This window comes from Mobiluncus mulieris (assembly GCF_014204735.1).
Classification (GTDB): Bacteria; Actinomycetota; Actinomycetes; order Actinomycetales; family Actinomycetaceae; genus Mobiluncus; species Mobiluncus mulieris.
This window is the reverse complement of sequence record NZ_JACHMA010000001.1, coordinates 2,125,973-2,147,933: the sequence shown is the minus strand read 5'-3', so window position 1 is coordinate 2,147,933 and position 21,961 is coordinate 2,125,973. Positions and strand designations below refer to the sequence as shown.

The 21,961-nt window shown below is 54.8% G+C and carries 22 protein-coding genes; 16 read left to right on the top strand and 6 right to left on the bottom strand.

Annotated elements, in window-relative coordinates; all coding sequences use genetic code 11:
• Positions 1–56: 56 nt before the first annotated feature.
• From F4555_RS11475 to F4555_RS09490, 3 genes are all read right to left on the bottom strand, one after another.
• Complete coding sequence (locus F4555_RS11475) at positions 57–269, bottom strand: TIM barrel protein (RefSeq protein ID WP_311768829.1); 213 nt, start codon at positions 267–269, stop codon at positions 57–59.
• Positions 242–904: a sugar phosphate isomerase/epimerase family protein gene (locus tag F4555_RS09495; protein ID WP_311768828.1), complete on the bottom strand. Its 663-nt coding sequence runs from the start codon at positions 902–904 to the stop codon at positions 242–244. Before F4555_RS09495 ends, F4555_RS11475 begins: the two co-directional genes overlap by 28 nt.
• A gap of 148 nt (positions 905–1,052) precedes the next feature.
• The gene (locus F4555_RS09490) at positions 1,053–1,448 is read right to left on the bottom strand and encodes a hypothetical protein (RefSeq protein WP_004013621.1); all 396 of its coding nucleotides are present in this window, start codon (positions 1,446–1,448) and stop codon (positions 1,053–1,055) included.
• Between the two features lie 231 nt (positions 1,449–1,679).
• On the opposite strand from F4555_RS09490, the gene F4555_RS09485 reads away from it, so the two are divergent.
• From F4555_RS09485 to F4555_RS09475, 3 genes are all read left to right on the top strand, one after another.
• Positions 1,680–2,420 carry a sulfite exporter TauE/SafE family protein gene (locus F4555_RS09485; protein WP_004572086.1) on the top strand — a complete coding sequence of 247 codons (741 nt, stop codon included), beginning with the start codon at positions 1,680–1,682 and terminating at the stop codon, positions 2,418–2,420.
• Positions 2,421–2,568: 148 nt separating this feature from the next.
• The gene (gene iolG / locus F4555_RS09480) at positions 2,569–3,558 is read left to right on the top strand and encodes an inositol 2-dehydrogenase (protein WP_115325701.1); all 990 of its coding nucleotides are present in this window, start codon (positions 2,569–2,571) and stop codon (positions 3,556–3,558) included.
• Between the two features lie 39 nt (positions 3,559–3,597).
• Positions 3,598–4,461, top strand: coding sequence for a sugar phosphate isomerase/epimerase family protein (locus tag F4555_RS09475; RefSeq protein ID WP_004013624.1), 864 nt, complete (start codon positions 3,598–3,600; stop codon positions 4,459–4,461).
• Between the two features lie 94 nt (positions 4,462–4,555).
• Here the strand turns inward: F4555_RS09475 and F4555_RS09470 are convergent, their stop codons facing one another.
• Together F4555_RS09470 and dcm are read right to left on the bottom strand one after the other, a co-directional pair.
• Positions 4,556–5,041 carry a GreA/GreB family elongation factor gene (locus F4555_RS09470; RefSeq protein ID WP_004013625.1) on the bottom strand — a complete coding sequence of 162 codons (486 nt, stop codon included), beginning with the start codon at positions 5,039–5,041 and terminating at the stop codon, positions 4,556–4,558.
• Positions 5,042–5,289: 248 nt separating this feature from the next.
• Positions 5,290–6,564, bottom strand: a complete 1,275-nt coding sequence (dcm, locus tag F4555_RS09465) for a DNA (cytosine-5-)-methyltransferase (protein WP_115325702.1) — start codon at positions 6,562–6,564, stop codon at positions 5,290–5,292.
• Positions 6,565–6,665: 101 nt separating this feature from the next.
• Between dcm and F4555_RS09460 the strand changes: the two genes are divergently transcribed.
• Positions 6,666–7,373, top strand: coding sequence for an Eco47II family restriction endonuclease (locus F4555_RS09460; protein ID WP_115325703.1), 708 nt, complete (start codon positions 6,666–6,668; stop codon positions 7,371–7,373).
• Between the two features lie 43 nt (positions 7,374–7,416).
• Here the strand turns inward: F4555_RS09460 and trhA are convergent, their stop codons facing one another.
• On the bottom strand, positions 7,417–8,574 hold the full coding sequence (trhA, locus tag F4555_RS09455; RefSeq protein WP_174222563.1) for a PAQR family membrane homeostasis protein TrhA: 1,158 nt from the start codon (positions 8,572–8,574) through the stop codon (positions 7,417–7,419).
• Between the two features lie 53 nt (positions 8,575–8,627).
• Between trhA and uppS the strand changes: the two genes are divergently transcribed.
• From uppS to F4555_RS09395, 12 genes are all read left to right on the top strand, one after another.
• The gene (uppS, locus tag F4555_RS09450) at positions 8,628–9,404 is read left to right on the top strand and encodes a polyprenyl diphosphate synthase (protein ID WP_115325704.1); all 777 of its coding nucleotides are present in this window, start codon (positions 8,628–8,630) and stop codon (positions 9,402–9,404) included.
• Between the two features lie 115 nt (positions 9,405–9,519).
• On the top strand, positions 9,520–10,503 hold the full coding sequence (locus tag F4555_RS09445) for a phosphoribosylaminoimidazolesuccinocarboxamide synthase (protein ID WP_004016020.1): 984 nt from the start codon (positions 9,520–9,522) through the stop codon (positions 10,501–10,503).
• Positions 10,504–10,585: 82 nt separating this feature from the next.
• Entirely contained in the window at positions 10,586–10,834 is a 249-nt protein-coding gene (gene purS / locus F4555_RS09440) for a phosphoribosylformylglycinamidine synthase subunit PurS (protein WP_004014057.1), read from the top strand.
• A complete protein-coding gene (purQ, locus tag F4555_RS09435; RefSeq protein ID WP_115325705.1) occupies positions 10,831–11,526 on the top strand; it encodes a phosphoribosylformylglycinamidine synthase subunit PurQ in 696 nt (231 codons plus the stop codon). Before purS ends, purQ begins: the two co-directional genes overlap by 4 nt.
• A gap of 162 nt (positions 11,527–11,688) precedes the next feature.
• Complete coding sequence (gene purL / locus F4555_RS09430; protein WP_115325706.1) at positions 11,689–14,010, top strand: phosphoribosylformylglycinamidine synthase subunit PurL; 2,322 nt, start codon at positions 11,689–11,691, stop codon at positions 14,008–14,010.
• Between the two features lie 107 nt (positions 14,011–14,117).
• Positions 14,118–14,720 (top strand): peroxiredoxin, encoded by a 603-nt coding sequence (locus F4555_RS09425; RefSeq protein ID WP_004013638.1) that lies wholly within the window; start codon positions 14,118–14,120, stop codon positions 14,718–14,720.
• A 75-nt stretch (positions 14,721–14,795) separates the two neighbouring features.
• A complete protein-coding gene (gene gdhA / locus F4555_RS09420) occupies positions 14,796–16,133 on the top strand; it encodes an NADP-specific glutamate dehydrogenase (protein ID WP_004013639.1) in 1,338 nt (445 codons plus the stop codon).
• A 545-nt stretch (positions 16,134–16,678) separates the two neighbouring features.
• Positions 16,679–17,728, top strand: a complete 1,050-nt coding sequence (locus F4555_RS09415) for an autoinducer 2 ABC transporter substrate-binding protein (protein WP_004013640.1) — start codon at positions 16,679–16,681, stop codon at positions 17,726–17,728.
• Positions 17,729–17,745: 17 nt separating this feature from the next.
• Positions 17,746–19,254: a sugar ABC transporter ATP-binding protein gene (locus tag F4555_RS09410; protein WP_004013641.1), complete on the top strand. Its 1,509-nt coding sequence runs from the start codon at positions 17,746–17,748 to the stop codon at positions 19,252–19,254.
• Positions 19,251–20,339, top strand: coding sequence for an ABC transporter permease (locus F4555_RS09405; RefSeq protein ID WP_004013643.1), 1,089 nt, complete (start codon positions 19,251–19,253; stop codon positions 20,337–20,339). The genes F4555_RS09410 and F4555_RS09405 overlap by 4 nt, the downstream gene beginning before the upstream one ends.
• A gap of 4 nt (positions 20,340–20,343) precedes the next feature.
• Complete coding sequence (locus tag F4555_RS09400; RefSeq protein WP_004013644.1) at positions 20,344–21,375, top strand: ABC transporter permease; 1,032 nt, start codon at positions 20,344–20,346, stop codon at positions 21,373–21,375.
• A complete protein-coding gene (locus F4555_RS09395; RefSeq protein WP_004013646.1) occupies positions 21,372–21,938 on the top strand; it encodes an RpiB/LacA/LacB family sugar-phosphate isomerase in 567 nt (188 codons plus the stop codon). The genes F4555_RS09400 and F4555_RS09395 overlap by 4 nt, the downstream gene beginning before the upstream one ends.
• Positions 21,939–21,961: the final 23 nt, after the last annotated feature.

Here is a 21,961-nt window from a genome sequence, read left to right as displayed (position 1 = left end):
CGCGGGGTCTCCTTTTTCTAAATTAATATCTAGGCGGTATTTTAGGAAAATTCCTGCTACAGACGCGTTAGTACACGCTGGTTCATCTCATCTGCCCACTCATGCCACCCGAAGATACACACGGAAAACACGCCATCGAAGCCCACCTCACGCAGCGCGGTGAAGAGCATCTCCCAGTTCACTTCGCCCTGGCCGAGTTCGTTGTGCTGGTGGACACGCGCGTCAACACCAGGTGGATTGACTATATAACGATTTCCGTCATTTGCCACGTGATTGTACGCATCGGCGACGTGTACTTCGAACAGTTTTTGGCACTGTGGTGAATCATGCGGTCAATGTCGCCCTTTCCTTGAGAAATGTGGAAGGTGTGCGGGGCGCAGTATTCGTATCCCAACCAGTCTTTGTTAGCGCCACGGATTATCTGGTAGGCATCGTTATGTACCTCGACAAAATCGTAGGGATGGGGTTCCATAGCCAGTCTGATGCCGTATTTTTCAAAGTCTGGAGTTAGTTCTTCTATGGATTTGTACCACTGATGTTCGCAGGCCAGCGCTGTGTTCGGATTACCTGAAAACTCGCTGACTATCTGGCGCACATTCAGGCGATCAGCGGCCTCAAGGAGGCTGCGCCAGTTACGAACCTGGGCTTGACGTTCTTGTTCATCCACAGCCGACCAGTTGAACACTGGGTTAAGGGTCTCGATTTTTACACCGGTTTCCTTTTGTGCTTTTAGTAAATCATCGATTAGCTCGTTGTCCCACTTGGGGTGTCGGTGCCAGAAATGGAATTCCTCGTTTGGGGAAAGCTCTACATAGTCGAAGCCGAGTTCGCGGGCTTTATGCAGTGTTTGAGCTGTGGACATGATTTGATAATACATATTCGGGTCTAGGGCAATCTTGACCATGACAATTCTTTCTTAATGTTAGGTCTAAAGCGTCTTCGTTAACGCGCGTTAATATTATTCTAGCTCCTTTTGTACAGCTAGTAAACCATCCGCAACATGGTACGGGGGGAGTCCGCGCAGCCCGCTGCGGGGACTCCCCCCATAGTTACTAGGCATAGAACTCTGGCTTGTCGATCATCTTGACGTTAATCTCAATTCCACCACTTGCTTGTGACTCCAGTGCGGCATCCACCACGCTTGTAGCCGCATAGCCATCCCAAGAGGTAGAACCGGTGTGTTCTCCGCGAGCCATCGCGTTAATCCACTCTTGAACCTCGATATTGAAGACCGTCTGAAAACGGTCGATGTGCGAGCGGCAGATGGCGTTACGGTTGCCGTAGCCGTCGCGCACATAAATCCCCTCTTGATCGCCCAATCGTGCGGCGGCATTCTCTAAAACCACCTCGAATTCAATCGAATAACCCCACTCCAGGTTCACATACACCTCGTCATCGAGACGAATCCCGGACTCGGTGTACATAACCAGCACTATCGGTTCTTTCAAGGTGCTATGTGCCAGCGAGGTCGGCGCACCAGATCAACGCGCACCCGTGTAATTTCCTCGCCAGTCATCCAGCGCATGTTGTCGATTTCGCGAATGGTGGTGTCGGCAGTCAGCTCGGTTCCGCTGCTATAGACTTTGATGCCAATCGAAGCCGAGACTGCTTGCGCCGCCAGGGCTCCAGCGCCTGGTACCGTAACTGAGGCACCTCGAGCAAACGGATAGTATTAGCAGGTGGACATTGCATTCGTGATACTGATGACCATCCTGGGAGCCTGTGTGCAAGGTGTGGCCGGAATGGGATTTGGCTTGGTGTTAGCGCCAGTTTTCGTCTGGTATTTCGGCTCCATAGACGGGATAGTTATGGTCAACATCCTCGGATTAGTTAACTCTACCAGCCTGGCCGTAATGCTGCGCAAAGACATCAACTGGCCAGTTGTGGGATGGTTCATATTAGCGCAAACTCCCGCAATTGTTATTACAATTTTGTTGTTAAGTGTACTCCCCATAAAAATCTTAGAGATTACGCTCGGTGTTTTGATGCTGGCAATGGTGGCAGCGGCGGTGTTTTCCTTCAAACTGCCGCGCCTGCACGGCAAAACACCCCTGTTCTGCTTCGCAGCCTTGGCGGGGGCTCTCTCGGCGGCAGTGGCACAAGCCGGCTCGGCTGTCACAGCCTATGCCCAAACCACGCGCTGGAGTCAGCGAGAATTTTCGGCCTCGATGCAACCGGTTTTCGTAGCAATGAACCTGGTGGTGGTGCCCACCAAGTACTTGACGGGTATGGCGGGGGTTTCCGAAAAACTGTCTTGGGGGATTATCGGGCTTCTGGTTTTGGCGGTAATCACGGGGAATTTTATGTCTATCGTGCTGCGCAAAATCGTTAAATCCAGCTGGGCTCGTAACCTGGCGGTATTCTTAGGTTTGGTGGGGGTAATCCCGGTTTTGTGCCGCGCTTGTTTTGGAAGCTGTTAAGACAAGTTACTAAAATTTGTGCCTTAGAAATCTAAAAAGTGCCGATTACCCCTTTACTTGTTAGTACAAGTAGTGGTAGTCTATATGACATAGAGAGGCTATCAGATAGCCAAAGTCGGCTATCTGTGATGATAAGAAAGGTCTTGTTATGGTCAATATTGGTCTCATTGGTGCCGGAAGAATAGCGCGCGTGCACGCCAACACGATTGCGGGGAATCCGGATGCCAGAATCGTGGCGATTGCCGACCCTTACCAGCCGGCAGCTAAGGAGATAGCCGAGCGTTTTGGTGTCAGCGTTTTCTCCGATGCCCAAGATTTATTTGCGTTAGACAATCTCGACGCGGTGGTAATCTGTTCACCCACCCCCCAACATCCCCAACACGTCGTGGCTGCGGCTCAGGCCGGTTTACCCGCCCTGTGCGAGAAACCCGTGGCCTTGAGCTACGAGGCTGCCGTTAAGCTCGAAAACGACCTTAATGGTTTGAACCCGAAGGTGATGCTGGGATTCAACCGGCGTTTCGACCCTTCGTTCGCGCACATCAAGAAACTGGTGGAGGCCGGGGAAATTGGCCAAGTGGAACAGGTCACCATTACTTCGCGTGACCCCGAACCACCCAGCGCCGAATACGTGGCCAGTTCCGGCGGGATTTTCAAGGACATGACAATCCACGACTTTGACATGGCGCGCTTTTTCCTAGGAGACATTGTAGAAGTCTTTACTTACGGGCAAAACTTTGATCCCAGTATTAAAGCCGCCAACGATTTCGATGCCGCTATGATTTTGCTGCGCAACGCGGCGGGCGTGGTTGCCACCATTATCAACTCGCGCCACTGTGCCCCCGGCTATGACCAGCGCCTGGAGGTCTTCGGTGCCGACGGCGTACTGAACGCCGATAACGTGCGCGCCACCACTGTGCAGGTTGCGAAGAAAGAATTTTCAGCCTCGAAAGAGCCCTACTTGAATTTCTTCCTGGAACGTTACACCCAGGCTTACACCAATGAGCTCAACACGTTCCTGACGGCCATATCCAAAGGCGAAACGCCAACACCAGGTATCAGTGACGGTATTAAAGCGCTGCAGATTGCTGAAGCAGCGGAGGAATCCGCCAAAACCGGCAAGTCAATCAAATTATCGTAAGTCACAAGTTAGCACACAAAGAGAAGAAAGGTATATGTCATGAAGATTGCGGGAGCCCCGATTAGCTGGGGTGTATGTGAAGTTCCGGGCTGGGGATACCAGATGACACCGGAGCGGGTTTTGACTGAAATGAAGGAAATCGGTCTGACTGCCACCGAATTTGGGCCACAAGGCTGGTTGCCTCTGGATGCCGAGGCTCGCGGCAAAGAAGTCGCGAAATACGATTTAGACGTGGTGGGGGCGTTCTTCCTGGCCATTATGCACGACCCGAAGGTCGATCCGATTCCAGCCGTGGAAAAGGAACTGGATGCATTTGAGGTCGCGGGTGGAAAATACCTGATTCTGGCAGCGGATTCCGGGGCGGAAGGCTACGACAGTCGCCCGGTATTGGACGAAAAAGGCTGGGAAACCCTGTTCACTAACTTGGATCGGATTTCGGCGGTTTGCGCTAAGCGCAATGTGATTGCCTGCCTGCATCCTCACTGGGGCACCATGGTGCAAAATGTGGATGAGGTTGAACGAGTTATGGATAATTCCAAAGTTGGTTTGTGTCTTGACACCGGTCACCTGGCTTGTGGCGGTGCCGATGTAGTGGCCTTGGTTAGCAAGTATGCCAATCGTGTTGACGTGGTACACGCCAAGGATATTCACAAAGAGATGACCGATAAGCTTTTGCCCGGGGAACTCAAGTGGGGCGAAGGCGTGCGCGCCGGCATGTTTGCTCCTATTGGTGAAGGCGACATGGATTTTGGTGCTATTGTCAAGAAGCTCAATGAAGTTGGTTTTGACGGCTATTGGGTTTTGGAACAAGACATCATGATTGATGGTGAGCCACCAGCGGGTGGCGGTCCTGTTATCGATGTGAAGAAGTCGTTGGAAGCCTTGAGAGCTTTTGACAAGTAGAGTAGCTGAATAGACCTAAGGGCACCCCTGCCAAGGGGGTGCCCTTAGCGCGTCTTAGTCATAGCGGGAAAACATGCCCGTTTCGGCAGTCAGCCTAGCCTTCAAAGACGCTGACGGAGAGTACCTCGACCTGAATCTTCTTGCCGGTGGGTGCCAGGTATTCCACCTGGTCGCCCTCCCGGTGTCCGAGCAGTGCCGCCCCTAGGGGAGCATCGGGCGAAAACACGTCAATATCCATGCCCTCGTCGGCGACGCGCGAACCTAACAGGAAACGTATTTTACGTTTACCAACCTTGGCTTCCACGACACAACCGGGGGAAATCGTGCCATCGTCGGTGGCCTCGCCGACCTCGGCATGTTTCAAGATTTCTTGCAGCTCAAGGATGCGGGTTTCATTGTGAGCCTGCTCGTCACGAGCCGCGTGGTAGCCACCGTTTTCTTTCAAATCGCCTTCGCGGCGCGCCAAGTCGATTTTCTTGGTGATTTCAGCGCGAATCGAACCGCTGCGTTCATCTAGCTCCGACTGGAGCCGGTCAAAAGCAGCCTGGGTCATCCATTTTTTCTTTCCTGCCTCGCTCATGGGTCTCACCTTCCTTAAAACAGTGTGGATGATAAAAAAACAGCGCCTGCGAGCTAGAAACCGGGTTTCTGTCGCAAGCGCTTTCCACTGTACCAGAAACCCGCAAGAGATATATACCCATGGACACATAATGTCAACAACAGTTGACAAGGGTGACGGGGGTTGCGGTGCACGGGCGGCGGCGGTTCGAGCTGGTGGGGCTCTGCTCTGTTTCCCTAAGAAACTTCGGGGCTGGCGCCTCATGAACCCTAGTTAACGTAATCCTGGGGGCGGGCGGGAGCGGCGAAATCGAGAATCTCGGGGCGGGAATCCCCTAAGGTGGCCGCCGCGCATTTACCCATGTAATACGCCAGATTCACCGGCACTGCGTTGCCGATTTGCTTGTATTGGGCGCTCATGCCGCCGCTGAATTGCCAGTCATCCGGGAAGGTCTGGATTCGGGCGTATTCGCGCACGTTGAGCGGGCGGGTTTCCTCGGGATGGCAACGCTCGGTTTGTTTCTGGGCGGGGGAACACGTCAAGGTCAACGATGGTTCGTCCCAAGAAAGGCGCCGAGCCATCCCGGTTTTGCCCCCGCTCAGGTGATACGAGCCGCCCAGGTATTCGCGGGCAATATCATCTGGCAAATCCCGCCAATACCCGCCGGGCGGCACCAGGGACAACACCTCACGTTTGCGCTGGGGATATGTCTGCCCCGGGCTTTGCGGCCGATCCCCTATCGCATCCCACAAGCTCACTATGTAGTTGCGCTCGCGCGGGAAAAACAATTCGTCCCCGATGTCGCTGCGCACCCCGGCGAGCATCAGTCGCTCACGTTTTTGCGGGACATCGTGGTATTGCGCACGCATGAGGCGATAGCCCACGCGGTAGCGTTCCCCGTGCTTCCCGCGTATCTCGGTGAGGGTATTGAGCATGGTTTGTAGCGTGCGTCCCGAGTCGTGGCGCAAGAGGCCGCGCACATTCTCGCCGATAAACACCTTGGGCGTAATTTCTGACACCGCGCGGGCAAACTCGAAAAACAGAGTGCCGCGAGTATCCTCGAAGCCCCGGGAGTGTCCCGCATAGCTAAAAGCCTGGCAGGGGAAACCACCCTCTACCAGGTCGACTTTCCCGGCGAAAGCGCGGAAATCCAAGCTGGCCACGTCACCGGCCGAAACATTCCAATTCGGGCGGTTGAGTCGCAAAGTCGCCACCGCATCCTTGTCCAACTCGGAGAGGAGCACATGCCGGAAACCCGCGTTTTCCAGGCCAAGGGCGGTGCCACCCGCCCCGGCGAAAAGATCTACCGAGGTAAAACCGTTGGGCTTTGGGTCTTTGAGTACCCGGAAGTGTCGACGTGTTTCATCACCGTGCACCCGGCAATCTCGCTTCGCTATGAGTGCCTCGATTTCTTGGCGGTCAAAGAAGCGTTTGCCCCGAGAATCCCGGGTTGCCCGGATAATCCCGCTTTTGTCCCAGCGGCGCAAGGTGTCGATAGACACCCCCACCTGGGCAGAGGCTTGCGAAATCGAAAGCAAATCCACGACTCCAGTAAACCAAATAACCCCTGCCTAGGCAAGGGTTACACGCCGGTTTTGGAGTCTAAACTCCCCACCATTTAGACATAAAAAGGTAACCTCAACCTATGAGCACCTACAGATATGGTATCGACTTTTTCGATGATGCCATCTTAGAGACAGGAATCGACACGCTCCTGACTCGAGCCCGCAAAAAAGTTGACCCCTATAAAAACGTGGTGGATCCCTTTGCAATTTTGTTCCAAGCCGCGATAACTTATTCCAAAATCTCTAACTGGCAAAGGCTTGAGCTCGCCCGCCAATCCAATAAATCCCTGACCAACGCTTTGGGGGATTTCCACCAGGCCATGCTCGGCAAACTTCCCGGTTGGGAATCAACCGGAACCAGCGGCGGACTCGTTGACCTCAAGCATCTCCTACCTTTCGGAGTGCGCCAAACCCCGACCCTAGCCGAAGTGAAAAACAAGTTCAACACCATGAATGCCAGTGGTCAACTCAAACAATTTGAAACCTTCCAAGACATCCTCCGGATTCCGGAATACAAAAGCTACACCTGCTACCTCATCCAAGTAATCCAGCAAGCGCCTCATGACGACATTCCCTGGAAAATTCCGGGTCGCGGCGAACAAGAAAACATCCGTATCATCAGCGCGCCGCGAGTTTACGCCCTCTCAACCGGAGATGACCAGGCTTTTGCGAAGTTTCTGCGCGCGGTCATCCAAGTTTTAGAACAGCGCCACGGCCTCACCTTTGACGTCGAAGACGAACACGCCTTGACAGATTTACTTGCAAGGGTACCCGGGTTCAGCTACTGAGCCAGATGAGAGCCGGAAAACCAGGACTGGCGCCTCGTGAACCCTAAGAAAGAACCGAGAAATACGCCGCCACGCAGTGACACGCCCAGGCCGCCACCGTCCAAGAATGAAAAATCTCGTGGAAACCAAAATACTTTTGCGAAGGATTAGGCCACTTCAGCGCATAAACCACCGCGCCCACCGTGTAGGCCAACCCCCCGGCCACCAGCAGCCAAAACGCCGGCAGAGAAGCCGCGAAAATCTGGGGCAGGTACATTACCGCCGCCCACCCCAAAATCACATACAGCAGAGTGGAAAACCAGCGCGGCGAACCCGGCCAAATCAAAGACACCGCGATACCCAGAACCGCTCCAACCCACACTACAGACAACAAAATCGTGGCCTGGGAGGGCGTGAGCAAACCCACCGACACGGGCGTGTAAGTCCCGGCAATCAACAGAAAAATATTGGCGTGGTCAAACCGGCGCAACACCCCGTCCACCCGGCGCGACCAAGACCCCTGGTGGTACACCGCGCTCATTGCGAAAAGCACCAGTGAAGCCGCCAGATAGATGGCACACGCCGCCTTTAGCCCCCACGGAGCCAAGACCAGCAACACGATTGAAGCCGCCAAGGAAAGCGGGGTGGCCACGGTGTGAATCCAGCCGCGCAACGCGGGTTTACGCCGCATCGTCTTCCAATCCCAACGCGGAAAACGGTAAGGCCTGCCGGTTTTTGGATTAATCGGATGCGGGAAACCCTTGGGGATTCGCTGGGAGAGGCGGTTGCGCCGTTCCAGGTGAGCCGTGGTGGCATCCGGATGGGCAGTATGTACGTCCGACCCGTAAATCGGAATCGGAGCAGCGGTAGCTTCCGGGACGAAGTCGAGGGTGGCGGGTGGCACCTCATGAACCGGGGCGACCGGGGCGGTGGAAGTGGGCGAAGCAGCCGAGGTGGCGGGTGGCACCTCATGAACCGGGGCGGCGGGGGCGATGGAAGTGGGCGAAGCAGCCGAAGTGGCGGGTGGCACCTCATGAACCGGGGCGACCGGGGCGGCGGAAGTGGGCGAAGCAGCCGAAACGGCGGATGGCACCTCGTGAATCGGGGCGACCGGGGCGGCGGCCAACACCCCCGCATCGGCAGGCACCCCGCAAACCGCAGCGGACACCGGCGAACCCGCTGAATTCCCAGTATTACCAGGATTTTCTGGTGCTGGAACCATCAAGCCACCTCCGATGCCACAACTCACACCCATTTTACGATTAAACTGATTATGTGAATACCGCCCCAAAAAAGTCAAAACTCGGGCTGCTTTACGAGATTTATGCCCGCCGGCTCGCGCGCGAAATCGACCCTGGCAAAGTCCCAGCGCATATCGGGATTATCCTGGATGGCAACCGGCGTTGGGCGCGTGCCGAGGGTGCCCCGGACGTGAAGGGACACCAGCGCGGCGCCCTGAAAATCCGGGAAGTCCTGGAATGGTGCGAGGCTTGGCCAGTGCGGGTTGTCACCTTGTGGATGCTCTCGATTGACAATCTGCAACGCGACGCGGCGGAACTGGAGCCCCTGCAGGATACGATTGGGAAAACCGTGCAGCGGCTGCAGCGAGCCGGGAAGTATCGGCTACGGGTTTTGGGGGATACCAGCCTGATTGACCCGAAATTAGCGGAGATCCTGGCGGCGGCACATGAAACCGGGCCGGCAGAGGCGATGGTGGTGAACATCGCGGTGGCCTATGGGGGGCGCCAAGAAATTGTCGCCGCTGTCAAAGAGTATCTGCACGAGCAGGCCGCAGCAGGGCACGGGCTCGCGCAGGTCGAGCGCGAGATTACCCTCGAGGATATCGAGGCGCACCTGTACACCAAGGGGCAACCCGACCCTGACCTGGTGATTCGTACCAGTGGCGAGCAGCGCTTGTCCGGGTTTCTGCTGTGGCAGTCGGCAAATTCGGAGTTCTATTTCTGCGAGACGTACTGGCCGAGTTTTCGCCACATCGACTTCTTGCGGGCGTTGCGTGACTATTCGTCGCGGGAACGGCGCAACGGCAAGTAGATTTCTTCGTATGCATGAGGTGCCAGCCCGGGTTGGAAGCGTATATTTCTTATGCGACCATGACGGGAAAACGGGCGTGTTTGGGTGAAACCCGGGGGTGTGAAACAATGGGAGCATGGCAGATTCGATAAATCCGGGCTTCGTGCCCGAAAATATTCTCTACCATCCCCTTGTCGAGGCACCCGATATTCCCGGATGGAAGCGGGTCGCAACCGGGAAAGTACGCGAAATCTTTATTCCCCAGGACGCGGCGGGTCTGAGCAGTGCCGAGAAACTGCTGCTGGTTGCCACTGATCGGATTTCCGCTTTCGACTTTGTGTTGGACACCCCTATTCCAGGGAAAGGCGCCGTGCTAACCCAAATGTCACGCTGGTGGTTCAGCCAACTCTGCGGGGTGATTGACACGCATTACCTGGATGAAAACGTGCCGACAGTCGTAGCGGGTCGCGCCATGGTAACCCGGCGACTGGACATGTATCCCGTAGAATGCGTGGCGCGAGGATACCTGACTGGTTCGGCTCGCGCCGAATACGAAGACACCGGAATGGTGTGCGGGATTCCCCTGCCGCCAGGGCTGCAGGAAGCCTCGAAACTTTCTGAAGCTATCTTTACCCCCGCGATTAAAGCCCCCCAGGGGGAGCACGATGAAAATGTTTCGACCGACCGTATCGCCCAACTTCACGGGCGCGCCGTGGCGAAAAGCCTGACCGACTTGACCTTGCTGGTTTACCGTAAGGCGGCGGAAATCGCGGCGGAACGTGGCATTATCCTGGCGGACACGAAATTCGAATTCGGGGCTTTGCCTGGCCGGCGCGCTTATGGGGACAACTTAGAGGGCGCGGCGCACGCCTTTATCCTGGCTGACGAGGTTATCACCCCGGATTCTTCCCGGTTCTGGCCCGCCGACCAGTGGGTGGAAGGCCAACCCACCCCCAGCTTTGACAAGCAGTTTGTGCGGGACTGGCTGAAATCACCGGCCTCTGGGTGGAACCGGCATTCCAATACCAGGCCACCCGCCTTGCCGACAGAAATCGTGGAAAAAACTACCGACAGGTACCTAGAGGCCTTCCGGATATTGACCGGGAAGTCACTGGTGTAAGCAAAGCAAGGGGTGAACGATGTCACATCGCCACCCCTTAAAAAACCTTAAAAACACCGCAAAACACAAAGGAAAGGGAAACATGGGAAAGATAATTGTAGAGGTCATGCCGAAACCAGAAATCCTCGATCCGCAAGGCAAAGCTATCAAGGGTTCGCTGGCTCGCCTGGGAATCACCAGTTTCGAGCATGTACGCCAAGGCAAGCGTTTCGAACTGACCACTGCGGGGGACGTGACCGAGGCCGACCTCGAAACCGCCCGCGAGGCCGCCGAAACCCTGCTGTCTAACCCCATTATCGAAGACGTCATCAGTGTAAGGAAGGACGCATGAATACACGCATCGGGGTAGTGACTTTCCCGGGAACCCTGGATGACCAAGACGCGCGGCGCGCCGCCCGCCTGGCCGGAGCCGAAGCGGTGTCACTGTGGCACAAAGACAAAAACCTGCACGGGGTCGACGCGGTGGTGCTGGCCGGAGGGTTTTCCTACGGTGATTATTTACGTTGCGGGGCTATCGCCCGGTTTTCCCCCGTCATGGACTCCATTATCGAGGCCGCCGGCCAGGGAATGCCCGTTTTGGGGATTTGCAACGGCTTCCAGGTGTTGACCGAGGCGCATTTGCTAGATGGCGCCCTGATGCGCAACGAGGGACAAAAGTTTATTTGCCGCGACGAAACCCTGGTGGTCGAAAACAACCACACCGCCTGGACCCGGGCGCTGGGAACCCAGAAAACCATTGTGATTCCACTCAAACACGGCGAAGGAAACTTCCGAGCCGACCCGGAAACCATCAAACGCCTGGAGGGCGAAGGCCAAGTCGTGTTCCGCTACCAGGACAATCCCAACGGCTCGCTGAATGACATCGCAGGAATCTGTAACCCGAAAGGCAACGTGGTCGGGCTGATGCCACACCCAGAACACGCCGTGGAACCCGGTTTCGGGGCGAGCCTCGGGGGCGAGAATCGACGCGGCGTGGACGGCTTGGGAATTTTTGTTTCGGCCATCCAGGCGGTGTTGGGGTGAGCCGGTTTTTCGGATGGCCCCTCATGAAACCGCCGTTTCACGAGGAGCGTGCCGCCACGGCGACGAAAACCACACTGGCGCCCAACCGAAAACAGTAGTGAGCGGACAAAAACCACAGGCAAGACGACAACAGGAACAACAGAAACCCGGAGGAACGCAAACATGAGGACTTACGACACCATCACCGACGCTGCCAACACCCCTGACCAGGCGCAAGACTATCGCGGACTGGGCTTGAAAGACGACGAATACGCCCGGATTCGCGAGCTTTTGGGACGCCGCCCCACGGCTGCGGAACTGGCTATGTACTCCGTGATGTGGTCCGAACACTGTTCATACAAGTCGTCAAAGAAACACCTGAAAGAACAATTCGGGGGGAAAACCACGCCTGAAATGCGCCGGCGGCTTTTGGTGGGCATGGGACAAAACGCCGGAGTCGTGGATATCGGTGACGGCTGGGCGGTGACTTTTAAAGTCGAGTCCCACAACCACCCGTCTTTTGTGGAGCCCTATCAGGGGGCGGCCACCGGGGTGGGCGGGATTGTGCGTGACATTATGTCCATGGGGGCGCGTCCAGTCGCGGTTATGGACCAGCTGCGTTTCGGGGCGATTGACCACCCGGATACCGCGCGGGTGGTGCACGGCGTGGTGGCGGGCGTGGGTGGTTACGGTAACTGCCTGGGGTTACCCAATATTGGCGGGGAAACCGAGTTTGACCCGTCCTATCAGGGGAATCCTTTGGTGAACGCCCTGTGTGTCGGGGTGATGCGTTGTGACAGTATCCACCTGGCGAATGCGCAGGGTGCGGGGAACCTGGTGATTTTGTTCGGGGCGCGCACCGGCGGGGACGGCATCGGCGGGGCATCCATTTTGGCCAGTGAATCTTTCGAGGACGGCATGCCCACCAAACGTCCCTCGGTGCAGGTTGGGGATCCGTTTATGGAAAAAGTCCTGATTGAATGCTGCTTGGAGTTGTTTGCTGCTGGGGTGGTAGAGGCCATCCAGGATTTGGGGGCGGCCGGGATTTCGTGTGCCACCAGCGAGTTGGCGGCGAACGGGGATTCCGGGATGCACGTGAACTTGGAGCGTGTGCTGTTGCGTGACCCCAGCCTGACGGCCGGCGAGATTTTGATGAGTGAATCCCAAGAACGCATGATGGCGGTGGTGACACCCGAAAACCTGGCGCGTTTCCAAGAGATTGTAGGCAAATGGGATGTGGAATACGCGGTTATTGGCGAGGTCAACGATTCAGGACGCCTGACGATTGACCACGATGGACACCGGATTGTGGATGTGGATCCAAAAACTGTGGCGATTGACTCGCCAGTCTATGACCGACCCTATGCTCGGCCAGCCTGGCAAGATGATTTGAACGCGCGTACGGTGTCAGCCGCTCGTGAAGCCGGAAAACTGGCCTTTCGGGGCGATGGCGACCCGGCGGTCTTAGCCGAAGAAATCCTGGCGATTTGCGCCACCGACGCAGGCGCGGCCTCTAAGGCCTGGGTCACCGACCAATACGACCGCTATGTGCGCGGCAACACCGCGCTGGCGCAGCCCGACGACGCCGGCGTAATCCGCGTGGTCGAAGAAACCGGGCGCGGGGTGGCGCTGAGTACTGACGCGAACGGGTGGTACACGAAACTGGATCCCTATGCTGGCGCGCAACAGGCTCTGGCCGAGGCCTACCGTAATGTGTGCACCGTGGGGGCGACCCCGGCCGCGGTCACCGACTGCCTGAACTTCGGGAACCCCGAATGCCCCGATGCCATGTGGCAACTGGTGAGCGCGATGACCGGCCTGGCCGACGGGTGCCAGCGCCTGGGCGTACCGGTGACCGGCGGAAACGTGTCGCTGTACAATTCGTCAGGCGACGTGATGGGCACCGAGGATTACTCGATTAACCCCACCCCGGTAGTGGGGATGCTGGGGCTGATGGACGATGTGCGTCGCGCGGTGCCCAGCGGTTTTGCCGCGCCGGGGTGGCGGGTAGTGCTGTTGGGGACGACCCGACCAGAACTGGACGGCTCGGCGTGGGCGCGGGGTCACGGCTGTTTCGGGGGACACCCGCCGGTGGTGGATTTCGATGCGGAAGAAGCCCTGGGGCAAGTGTTGATTTTTGGGGCAGAGCGGGGATTACACCTAGCGGCTCATGACCTGTCCACAGCGGGATTGGCCGGCGCGCTGGTGGACATGGTGTGCCGGGGCGGGTGCGGCGCCGAAATTGACCTAACAAAGTGGGGTGGGGAGCTTGGTTCGACCGAAAAGTTATTCTCGGAGTCGCAGGCACGTGCGTTGGTCGCGGTGGCGCCAGACCGGCTTCATGAGGTGCTAGCCCGAGCCGAAGCCGTCGGAATTGCAGCCTTAGAGATTGGTGTGACCGGCGGGGATTCCTTGCGTTTAATGGTTGATGGCGGCGTGGTGGAACTGTCGGTGGCTCAGTTGCAAACCGCGCGGGAAGCCGTGTTGCCAGGCTGTTTTGATTAATATTTGCTGGCATTTTTAAGTGGCAACCCGTCACATATGAGGTACAATATGTGCTTGAAGCAGGATGCAGAAGATTTACGCGTAGGTGTATTTAGGAGGAGCTAGATATGGCAGTGCTGACAGTCGGAGATGACTTTCCGCAGTATGATTTCCAGGCTGTTGTGGGCGGTGTGCTTGCAGATTTACCGGTGAACCGGGAAGAGGACTATTTCTGTCGAGTCAGCTCTGCCGATGTCAAGAAAGACCAGTGGCGCCTGGTGGTGATGTGGCCCAAGGATTTTACCTTTGTGTGTCCCACCGAACTGGCTGGAATCGCGGAAATCTATGACGAACTGAAGAAACGTAACTGTGAGGTAGTCGCGGTGAACACCGACTCGGAATACGTCCACCTGGCGTGGCGTTCCAAGGATGAATTGTTGCGCAGCATTCCCTTCCCCTTGGCTACCGATCCGAAACATGATTTCTTGAAGACTGTTGGGGTGCTGAACGTCGAGGGCGTGTGCGACCGGGCGTCATTCCTGGTCGATCCGAACAACAAGATTCAGTTCGTATGCGTCGACGCGGACTCGGTGGGGCGTAACGCCAAGGAACTGTTGCGTCAGCTTGATGCTTTGCAATCCGGGGGGTTGACTTCTTGCGGATGGCATCCTGGCGAACCAACCTTGGATGTGTTCAAGGCGGCTACGAATCTGGTTTCTTTGAATCTGTAGCGGGTATTTTTAGCCTTACCTGTGGGGATGGTAAATTAACGTTGTCCTAAAAGATTTAACTAAAGGAGCGTTAAAGTGCATCCTAAACTAGAGAAAGTATTGTCAGAAACCGCCGCTCGCAATCCGGGAGAACCTGAGTTTTTGCAGGCTTTGACCGAGGTTATGGAATCCCTCGATCCCATTATTGAGCGGCATCCCGAGTATGCCGATTACGGGTTACTGGAGCGCCTGACCGAACCAGAACGCCAGATTATTTTCCGCGTGCCCTGGGTTAATGACCGGGGCGAGGTCATGGTGAACCGAGGCTACCGGGTGGAGTTTAATTCCGCCTTGGGGCCGTACAAGGGCGGCTTGCGCTTCCACAAGTCGGTGAACCGTAACATTATCAAGTTCCTGGGATTTGAACAGATTTTCAAGAACGCCTTGACTAACCAGGGTATTGGCGGCGGCAAGGGCGGCTCGGATTTTGACCCGCACGGTAAATCCGACAATGAGGTGATGCTGTTTTGTCAGTCCTTTATGACCGAGTTGTATCGCCACATTGGGGAGCGCACTGACGTGCCGGCTGGGGATATCGGCGTGGGAGGGCGCGAAATCGGGTATCTTTTCGGCCAATACAAGCGCCTGACTGGGGTGCATGAAGCCGGGGTCTTGACTGGGAAAGGCCTGGGGTGGGGTGGTTCGCTGGTGCGAACTGAGGCCACCGGGTACGGCCAAGTCATGTTCGCTCAGTTTATGGCCGAGGATCGTGGCGAGTCGTTGGAGGGTCGCACGTGTGCGGTTTCCGGATCGGGCAATGTGGCGATTTACGCCATTGAGAAGGCACAGCAGATGGGTGCCAAGCCGGTGACCTGCTCTGATTCTAATGGGTGGGTTTATGATCCAGAGGGGATTGACCTGGATTTGCTTAAAGAGATTAAAGAGGTCAAACGTGGTCGCGTGCGCGATTACGCCGCCGCGCGTCCGTCCGCTGAATATCACGATTCGGGCAATGTCTGGGTGGTGCCGGTGGATGTGGCGCTGCCGGCTGCTACCCAAAATGAAGTCAGTGCCGATGATGCCCGCGAACTGTTGAAGAACGGTGTCAAGATTGTGGCCGAAGGCGCGAATATGCCCTGTGTGCCCGAGGCTATCGAATTGTTCCAGGAGGCCAAGTGCGCCTATGCGCCAGGTAAGGCCGCGAATGCCGGTGGTGTGGGGGTTTCCGCGCTGGAAATGCAGCAAAACGCGTCGCGCGACAAGTGGAGCTTCGAATACACCGAGGGTAAGTTGCGTGACATGATGAAGTCGATTCACGACGATTGCTTGGAGACCGCTGAAGAATACGGTAAACCTGGCGATTACGTGTATGGGGCGAATATCACCGGTTTCCGCCGGGTTGCCGATGCGATGCTGGCGCACGGGGTCGTCTGATTCTAGCTATCTAGCGCCGAATTGCTTTGGCTCGCGGTGTACACGTGCGAGGCAAAGGGAAAGTTTCCCCATAGCGATGTGCGATTTTATTTTCGCACATCGCTGTGGGCGGCAAATATGGAAAACCTGAATCTGTCTATGGAGGGAATGCGGCAGGCCATCAACGATTCCCAAACCACCATAGCCTCGGCAGTAGAACAGCGAATTGCCGCCACCAACGAAATGTCGGCAGTGGTAAGGTGTCGCAGGCGACACCCAGGGGATTGCGCAATCCATTGTCAGCGTCTCAGACAGTGCCCGCGAAAGTGCCACGGAGGCACGAGTCAGCCTGGATGTCGGTCAGGACGTAGCGCAATCCTCGCAGAGTCGCAGTGCGCTGAGAGTACCGTATCACCAGTAGTTTTTAGCCTTGTGTGGGCTTAGTGAACGAAAATTCTAGATTTATTTTTGAAATTCCTTGTACGCCGCGACTCGCTGTGGTAGCCTTGGTTGCACGCAAACGTTTGCGTAACTTTTAGTATCTGATTGACCAAAGGAGACAATCGATGAAGCGAAGTGGCTTTTTGAAGAGAATGATAGCTATCCCTGTTATGGCAGCCCTAGCCTGCGGCTCCGCGCTTCTAACGGGTTGTGAAAGCGGCAAGAGTACCAGTGCCGACGGCAAAAAAAGCGACAAGGTTCGGATTGCAATCGTACCCAAAGACGCAACGAATCCCTGGTTCGTTCGGATGGAAGAAGGCGTCAAGAAGTACGCCGCTGACAGCGGTCTTGACGTGTTCCAAAGGGGACCGGCTGCCACTGATGCCACGCAACAGGCTCAGGTTATCCGTGACCTAATTGCGCAAAAGGTTAGTGCCATTGGGGTAGTGCCAGTAGACCCGGGTGCCTTGGAGCCAGTCCTCAAAGAGGCTCGGGATGCCGGTATTGTGGTGATTACTCACGAAGGCGCTTCACAGAAGAACACCCAGTACGATATTGAAGCCTTTAGTAATGAAGCCTATGGCGGGTTTATTATGGACAACCTGGCTGATGGGATGGGACAGGAAGGTGTATACACCACCATGGTGGGTCACATTACGAACGCCTCGCATAACGAGTGGGCTGACAGTGGGGTTAAACACCAGAAAGAAAAGTACCCCAAGATGAAACTGCTAGAAGCGCAACCTCGGGTCGAATCCGGTGATACCGCCGAAGGTGCTTACCAGGCAGCCAAGGAAGTCCTCAAGGCTCACCCTGAGGTTCGCGGTATTTTCGGCACTTCCTCCTTTGATGCCCCCGGGGTGGCTCGCGCCATCGAAGAAATGGGTCTCAAAGGCAAGGTATTCACTTCCGGAACTGGGATGCCTCAAGCCAATAAGGAAATCCTCAAGAACGGTACCGTACACGCTTTGACCCTGTGGGATCCAGCAGATGCCGGCTACGCTATGGCCGCTCTGGCTAAGAAAGTCCTTGACGGTGAAAAAATCAGTGAAGGCTTGGATTTGGGTGTTAAAGGCTACGAAAATATGAAGTTCAACAAAGACAACGACAAGGTTCTTGAGGGTAAGGGCTGGATAGCTATCACCTCTGATAACGTTGACGACTTCAACTTCTAGATAGGTTGTGAGACGGAATGAGCGATGTAGTCCTGGCAGTGCGTGGGGTGACCAAAGAATTTTCGGGTGTGAAAGCGCTTGATGATGTGAATCTCGAGATTCGCGCCGGTGAAATTCATTGTCTAGCTGGCGAGAATGGTTGCGGTAAATCTACCTTAATTAAGGTTATATCCGGCGTACACAAGCCAGATAAAGGGGAAATTAGGATAGGTGACCAGACCTTTAAGGCACTGCAACCCGCCGAAGCCATCAAAGCTGGCATCCAGGTTATCTACCAGGATTTTTCGGTGTTTCCGAATCTGACCGTAATGGAAAACCTTGCGATATCAAGTGAGGTCGCTAATCGACGGAAACTAGTAAATTGGAAGAGGTTTAGAAAACTCGCCCAGGAAGCTATTCATAAAATCAACTTCGAAGTAGATTTGGATGCATATCTAGGCGATTTGTCAGTAGCTGATAAACAACTAGTCGCTATCTGCCGAGCGCTCCTGCAGGATGCCAAAGTCCTGATTATGGATGAACCTACAACTGCGTTGACCAACCGTGAGGTTGAAGCATTGTTCCAGGTGATTCGCACCCTGCAGGCGCGCGGCATAGCGATTCTTTTCGTCAGTCACAAGCTGGACGAGGTATTCGAAATCAGTGAACGGTTTACGATTTTACGTAACGGGAAGCTGATTGTAACCGCTAATCCCGCAGAGTTGACTCGAGCCAAGTTTGCCAACTATATGACCGGTCATGACGTAGATGAATCCCGCTTTGAACAGCCTGAAAAACTCGGTGAGGAATTGCTGAAGTTAGAAAACTTCGGCCTCGAGGGTGCTTTCAGTGAGGTGAATCTTTCTTTACATCGGGGCGAAGTGCTGGGGATTACCGGCCTATTAGGTTCAGGTCGAAGAGAATTGGCACTCTCTATGTTTGGAGTGTTTCCTGCGACTTCTGGGGAAAGTCGGATAGCGGGAAAGCCCGTCAAGATAGATTCCATTTCCCAGGCCATGAAATACAAGATTGCCTATGTTCCCGAAGATCGCCTCACAGAAGGACTGATGCTGCAGCAGTCCATTGCCGATAACATCGTCATTTCCACTATTGACGATTTAACCCACTGGGGTTGGCTCAATGGCTCGAGCATCAAAGACGCAGTTACAAGTTCGGTAGAATCACTTAAAATTGCCACTAACAACCCTTACAATCCGGTGAGTACACTCTCCGGGGGCAATCAACAGCGTGTGGTGCTCGCGAAGTGGCTGAGAACCAAGCCCGATATTCTGATTTTGAACGGTCCTACAGTTGGCGTGGACATTGGATCCAAACAAGAAATTCATTCCACCTTGCTAGCCCTGGCTCGCCAAGGCATGGGGGTAATCGTTATTTCTGACGATATCCCGGAGCTCATGCAAATCTCGCGACGAATCTTGTTGCTGCGCGAGGGCAAAATCGCGGGTGAAGTCGATCCCAGTACAACCACCGAGCAGGAAGTCTCCGCCATGGTTACCGGTAAAAACCTGACAGAGGTAGAAAAATGACAGAAAATCCTGATAAGACAACCTCAACACAGACACTAGCTGAGTCCAACATCGAGAAACCTAAAAATTCGACACCAACAATGCTGCGACGTGTTCTTCATGCCAATGAATTCTATCTATTCTTAGTGCTCTTAGGTGTCAGCCTGCTAATCCAGGCGCGCAGCGGACAGTTTTTCACCATCAATAACCTCTTAGACCTGGCCAACGCGATGATAGTACCGGGACTGTTTGCCATCGGAGCCCACATGGTGTTGGTCTCTGGGGGTATCGATGTCTCTTTCCCTGCTCTAGGTTCTCTGGCGGTTTATGCCGTGGCTCGCTTCATGGTAGACATAGATTTCCGCGGCCCCTTCCTGGTTGTCTTGCTGATTATCATGGCAGTCGGGGCTTTACTGGGGGCTTTCAATGGCCTGTTCACCTCGCAGCTAGCAGCCCCAACCTTAATTATTACTTTAGGGACGATGAACGTATTCGCCGGAATAATGCAAGGTGCCCTTGGCGCGGTGCAAATCAGTCGACTGCCTGAACCAATTGATAAATTCGGCAGAGCCGTCCTGCTTCGGGTTGAGAATGTTCACCAAGGCACTCAATCCATCCTGCCGGCAACCTTCATTTTCTTTGTTATCGTCCTGGTTTTGATTGGCTTCGTGATGAAATATACGATGTTTGGGCGAGCCCTGTACGCCATGGGCGGCGATGAACAGGCCGCTATCCGGGTGGGATTCCGCGTCAAATGGATTAAATTTTGGCTCTATGTCATCGTCGGAGTCATAGCGGCTATAGCCGGTCTCATGTCCGTCAGTGTTACCCACCAGATGAATCCCACCGACTTGTTGGGTATGGAAATGATGGTGATAGCTGCAGTGGTGCTTGGGGGCACTGCCATCACCGGGGGTAAAGGTTCCTTGCTGGGCGTGGTGATGGGAACCATGTTGATTGCCATTATTCAAACCAACATGATTATGGCCGGCATTCCAACTACCGGTAAACGCTTCGTCTTGGGTCTGATGATTATTATCGGCACTGGAATTTCAGCCGTGCAGTTAACCCGGAGCCGGAAGCGGCAACGTTTGACAGCAGAGTGAGGTAATGATGACTACTACGATTAGTAAAACCGCCCCGAAAGCCAAGTTACGCCGGGTTCCTATCGAGCCGCAGGTTTCGAGGCTCCTTTGGACCCTCATTGCACTGACGGTGGTACTCCTGATAGTAAGAACCGATGCTTTCACCAGCCTTAACACCTGGGTTTCAATCGGTGTGCAATTTCCTGAATTTGGCATCATGGCCTTGGGCGTGCTGGTAACCATGGTAACTGGCGGGATTGATTTGTCTATTGTCGGCATAGCCAACCTCAGCGGTATCGCGGCGGTGATTACGATGCGATCCTTAGAAGCTCAGGGACAAAACCCGGCGGTAACGATTCTTACTGCGATAGTTGTGGCTTTGGCGGTTGGATTCGCCACCGGTATATTAAATGGTCTGCTCGTTGCTTATGTGCGAATTCCCGCTATTCTGGTAACCTTGGGCACCTTGGAATTATTCAGCGGTATTGGCATTATGACTACCGGTGGCAAGGCACTGAGCGGCTTGCCGGAAGCCTACAGCGAGGTTATCGGAGCTCGGCTCGGTGGAATCATCCCCATGCAGTTAGTGATATTCGTCGTGGTGGCTGTTATTGTAGGGTTGCTTTTGCACCGCAACTCTTACGGTTTGAAACTGTTCACGATTGGCACCAATCCGACCGCCGCTAAATTCAGCGGTTTGCATTCCGTAAAACTGCTGGTGGTTTGCTATGCCATCTCGGGGTTATGTGGTGCGACTGCCGGGCTGGTCATGCTGGCCAACTATAACTCGGCCAAGCCAGATTACGGTTTGAGTTACACCCTGATGACGATTCTGATTGTGGTTCTTGGAGGTGTAGACCCCTATGGAGGCAGAGGCAATATCTGGGGGGTATTGCTAGCTATCGTAATCCTGCAAATCTTAGCTTCAGGATTAAATACTTTTCCCAATATCAGTAACTTCTATCGCCCCTTCATTTTCGGCGCGGTATTGCTATTCGTGATTTGGACCAGTGAAAAATCCCTATTTAGATTCAAGAAAAGAGGTATATCGAAATGATAAAGACTATAGCAAACAAGCAAGTTGTGGTTGGTGCCGATTTTGCCGGCTTTGAACTTAAGGAAGCCGTCAAAAAGCACCTGATCGCTCGCGGATGGGAAGTGACCGACCTTACCCCTGTCAAGGCTGAAAGTGGTATGTACCATCGGGTTGGCTTCGCCCTGGGCTCCAAAATCGCCGAAGGCGAATTTGAGCGGGCTCTGGCATTCTGTGGAACAGGTATGGGCATCCACGTGGCAGCCAGTAAGGTTCCCCACGTGCACGCAGCTGTAGCTGAATCGGTTCGAGCCGCGAGACGGGCAGCTGCGGCTAACGGCTGTAATCTGTTGGCTATGGGGGGATTCTGGATTGGTCACCGCTTAGGTATGGCCATGGCTGATGCCTTTCTAGAAAGCCATCTTGGTAGCGGCTACGAGGACTGGGAAGGATTTTTGGAATACCATCAAATCGGTTTCAATGAATGTGAACACTTTGACTACGAGGCCTATAAAGCAAATGGATTCCAAGTGGTAAATCCTGCTACGGCTGTTTTAGGATCTGAACCGGAGGGTCTGGCCTATTAATATAATAAATTCCAAATATATTA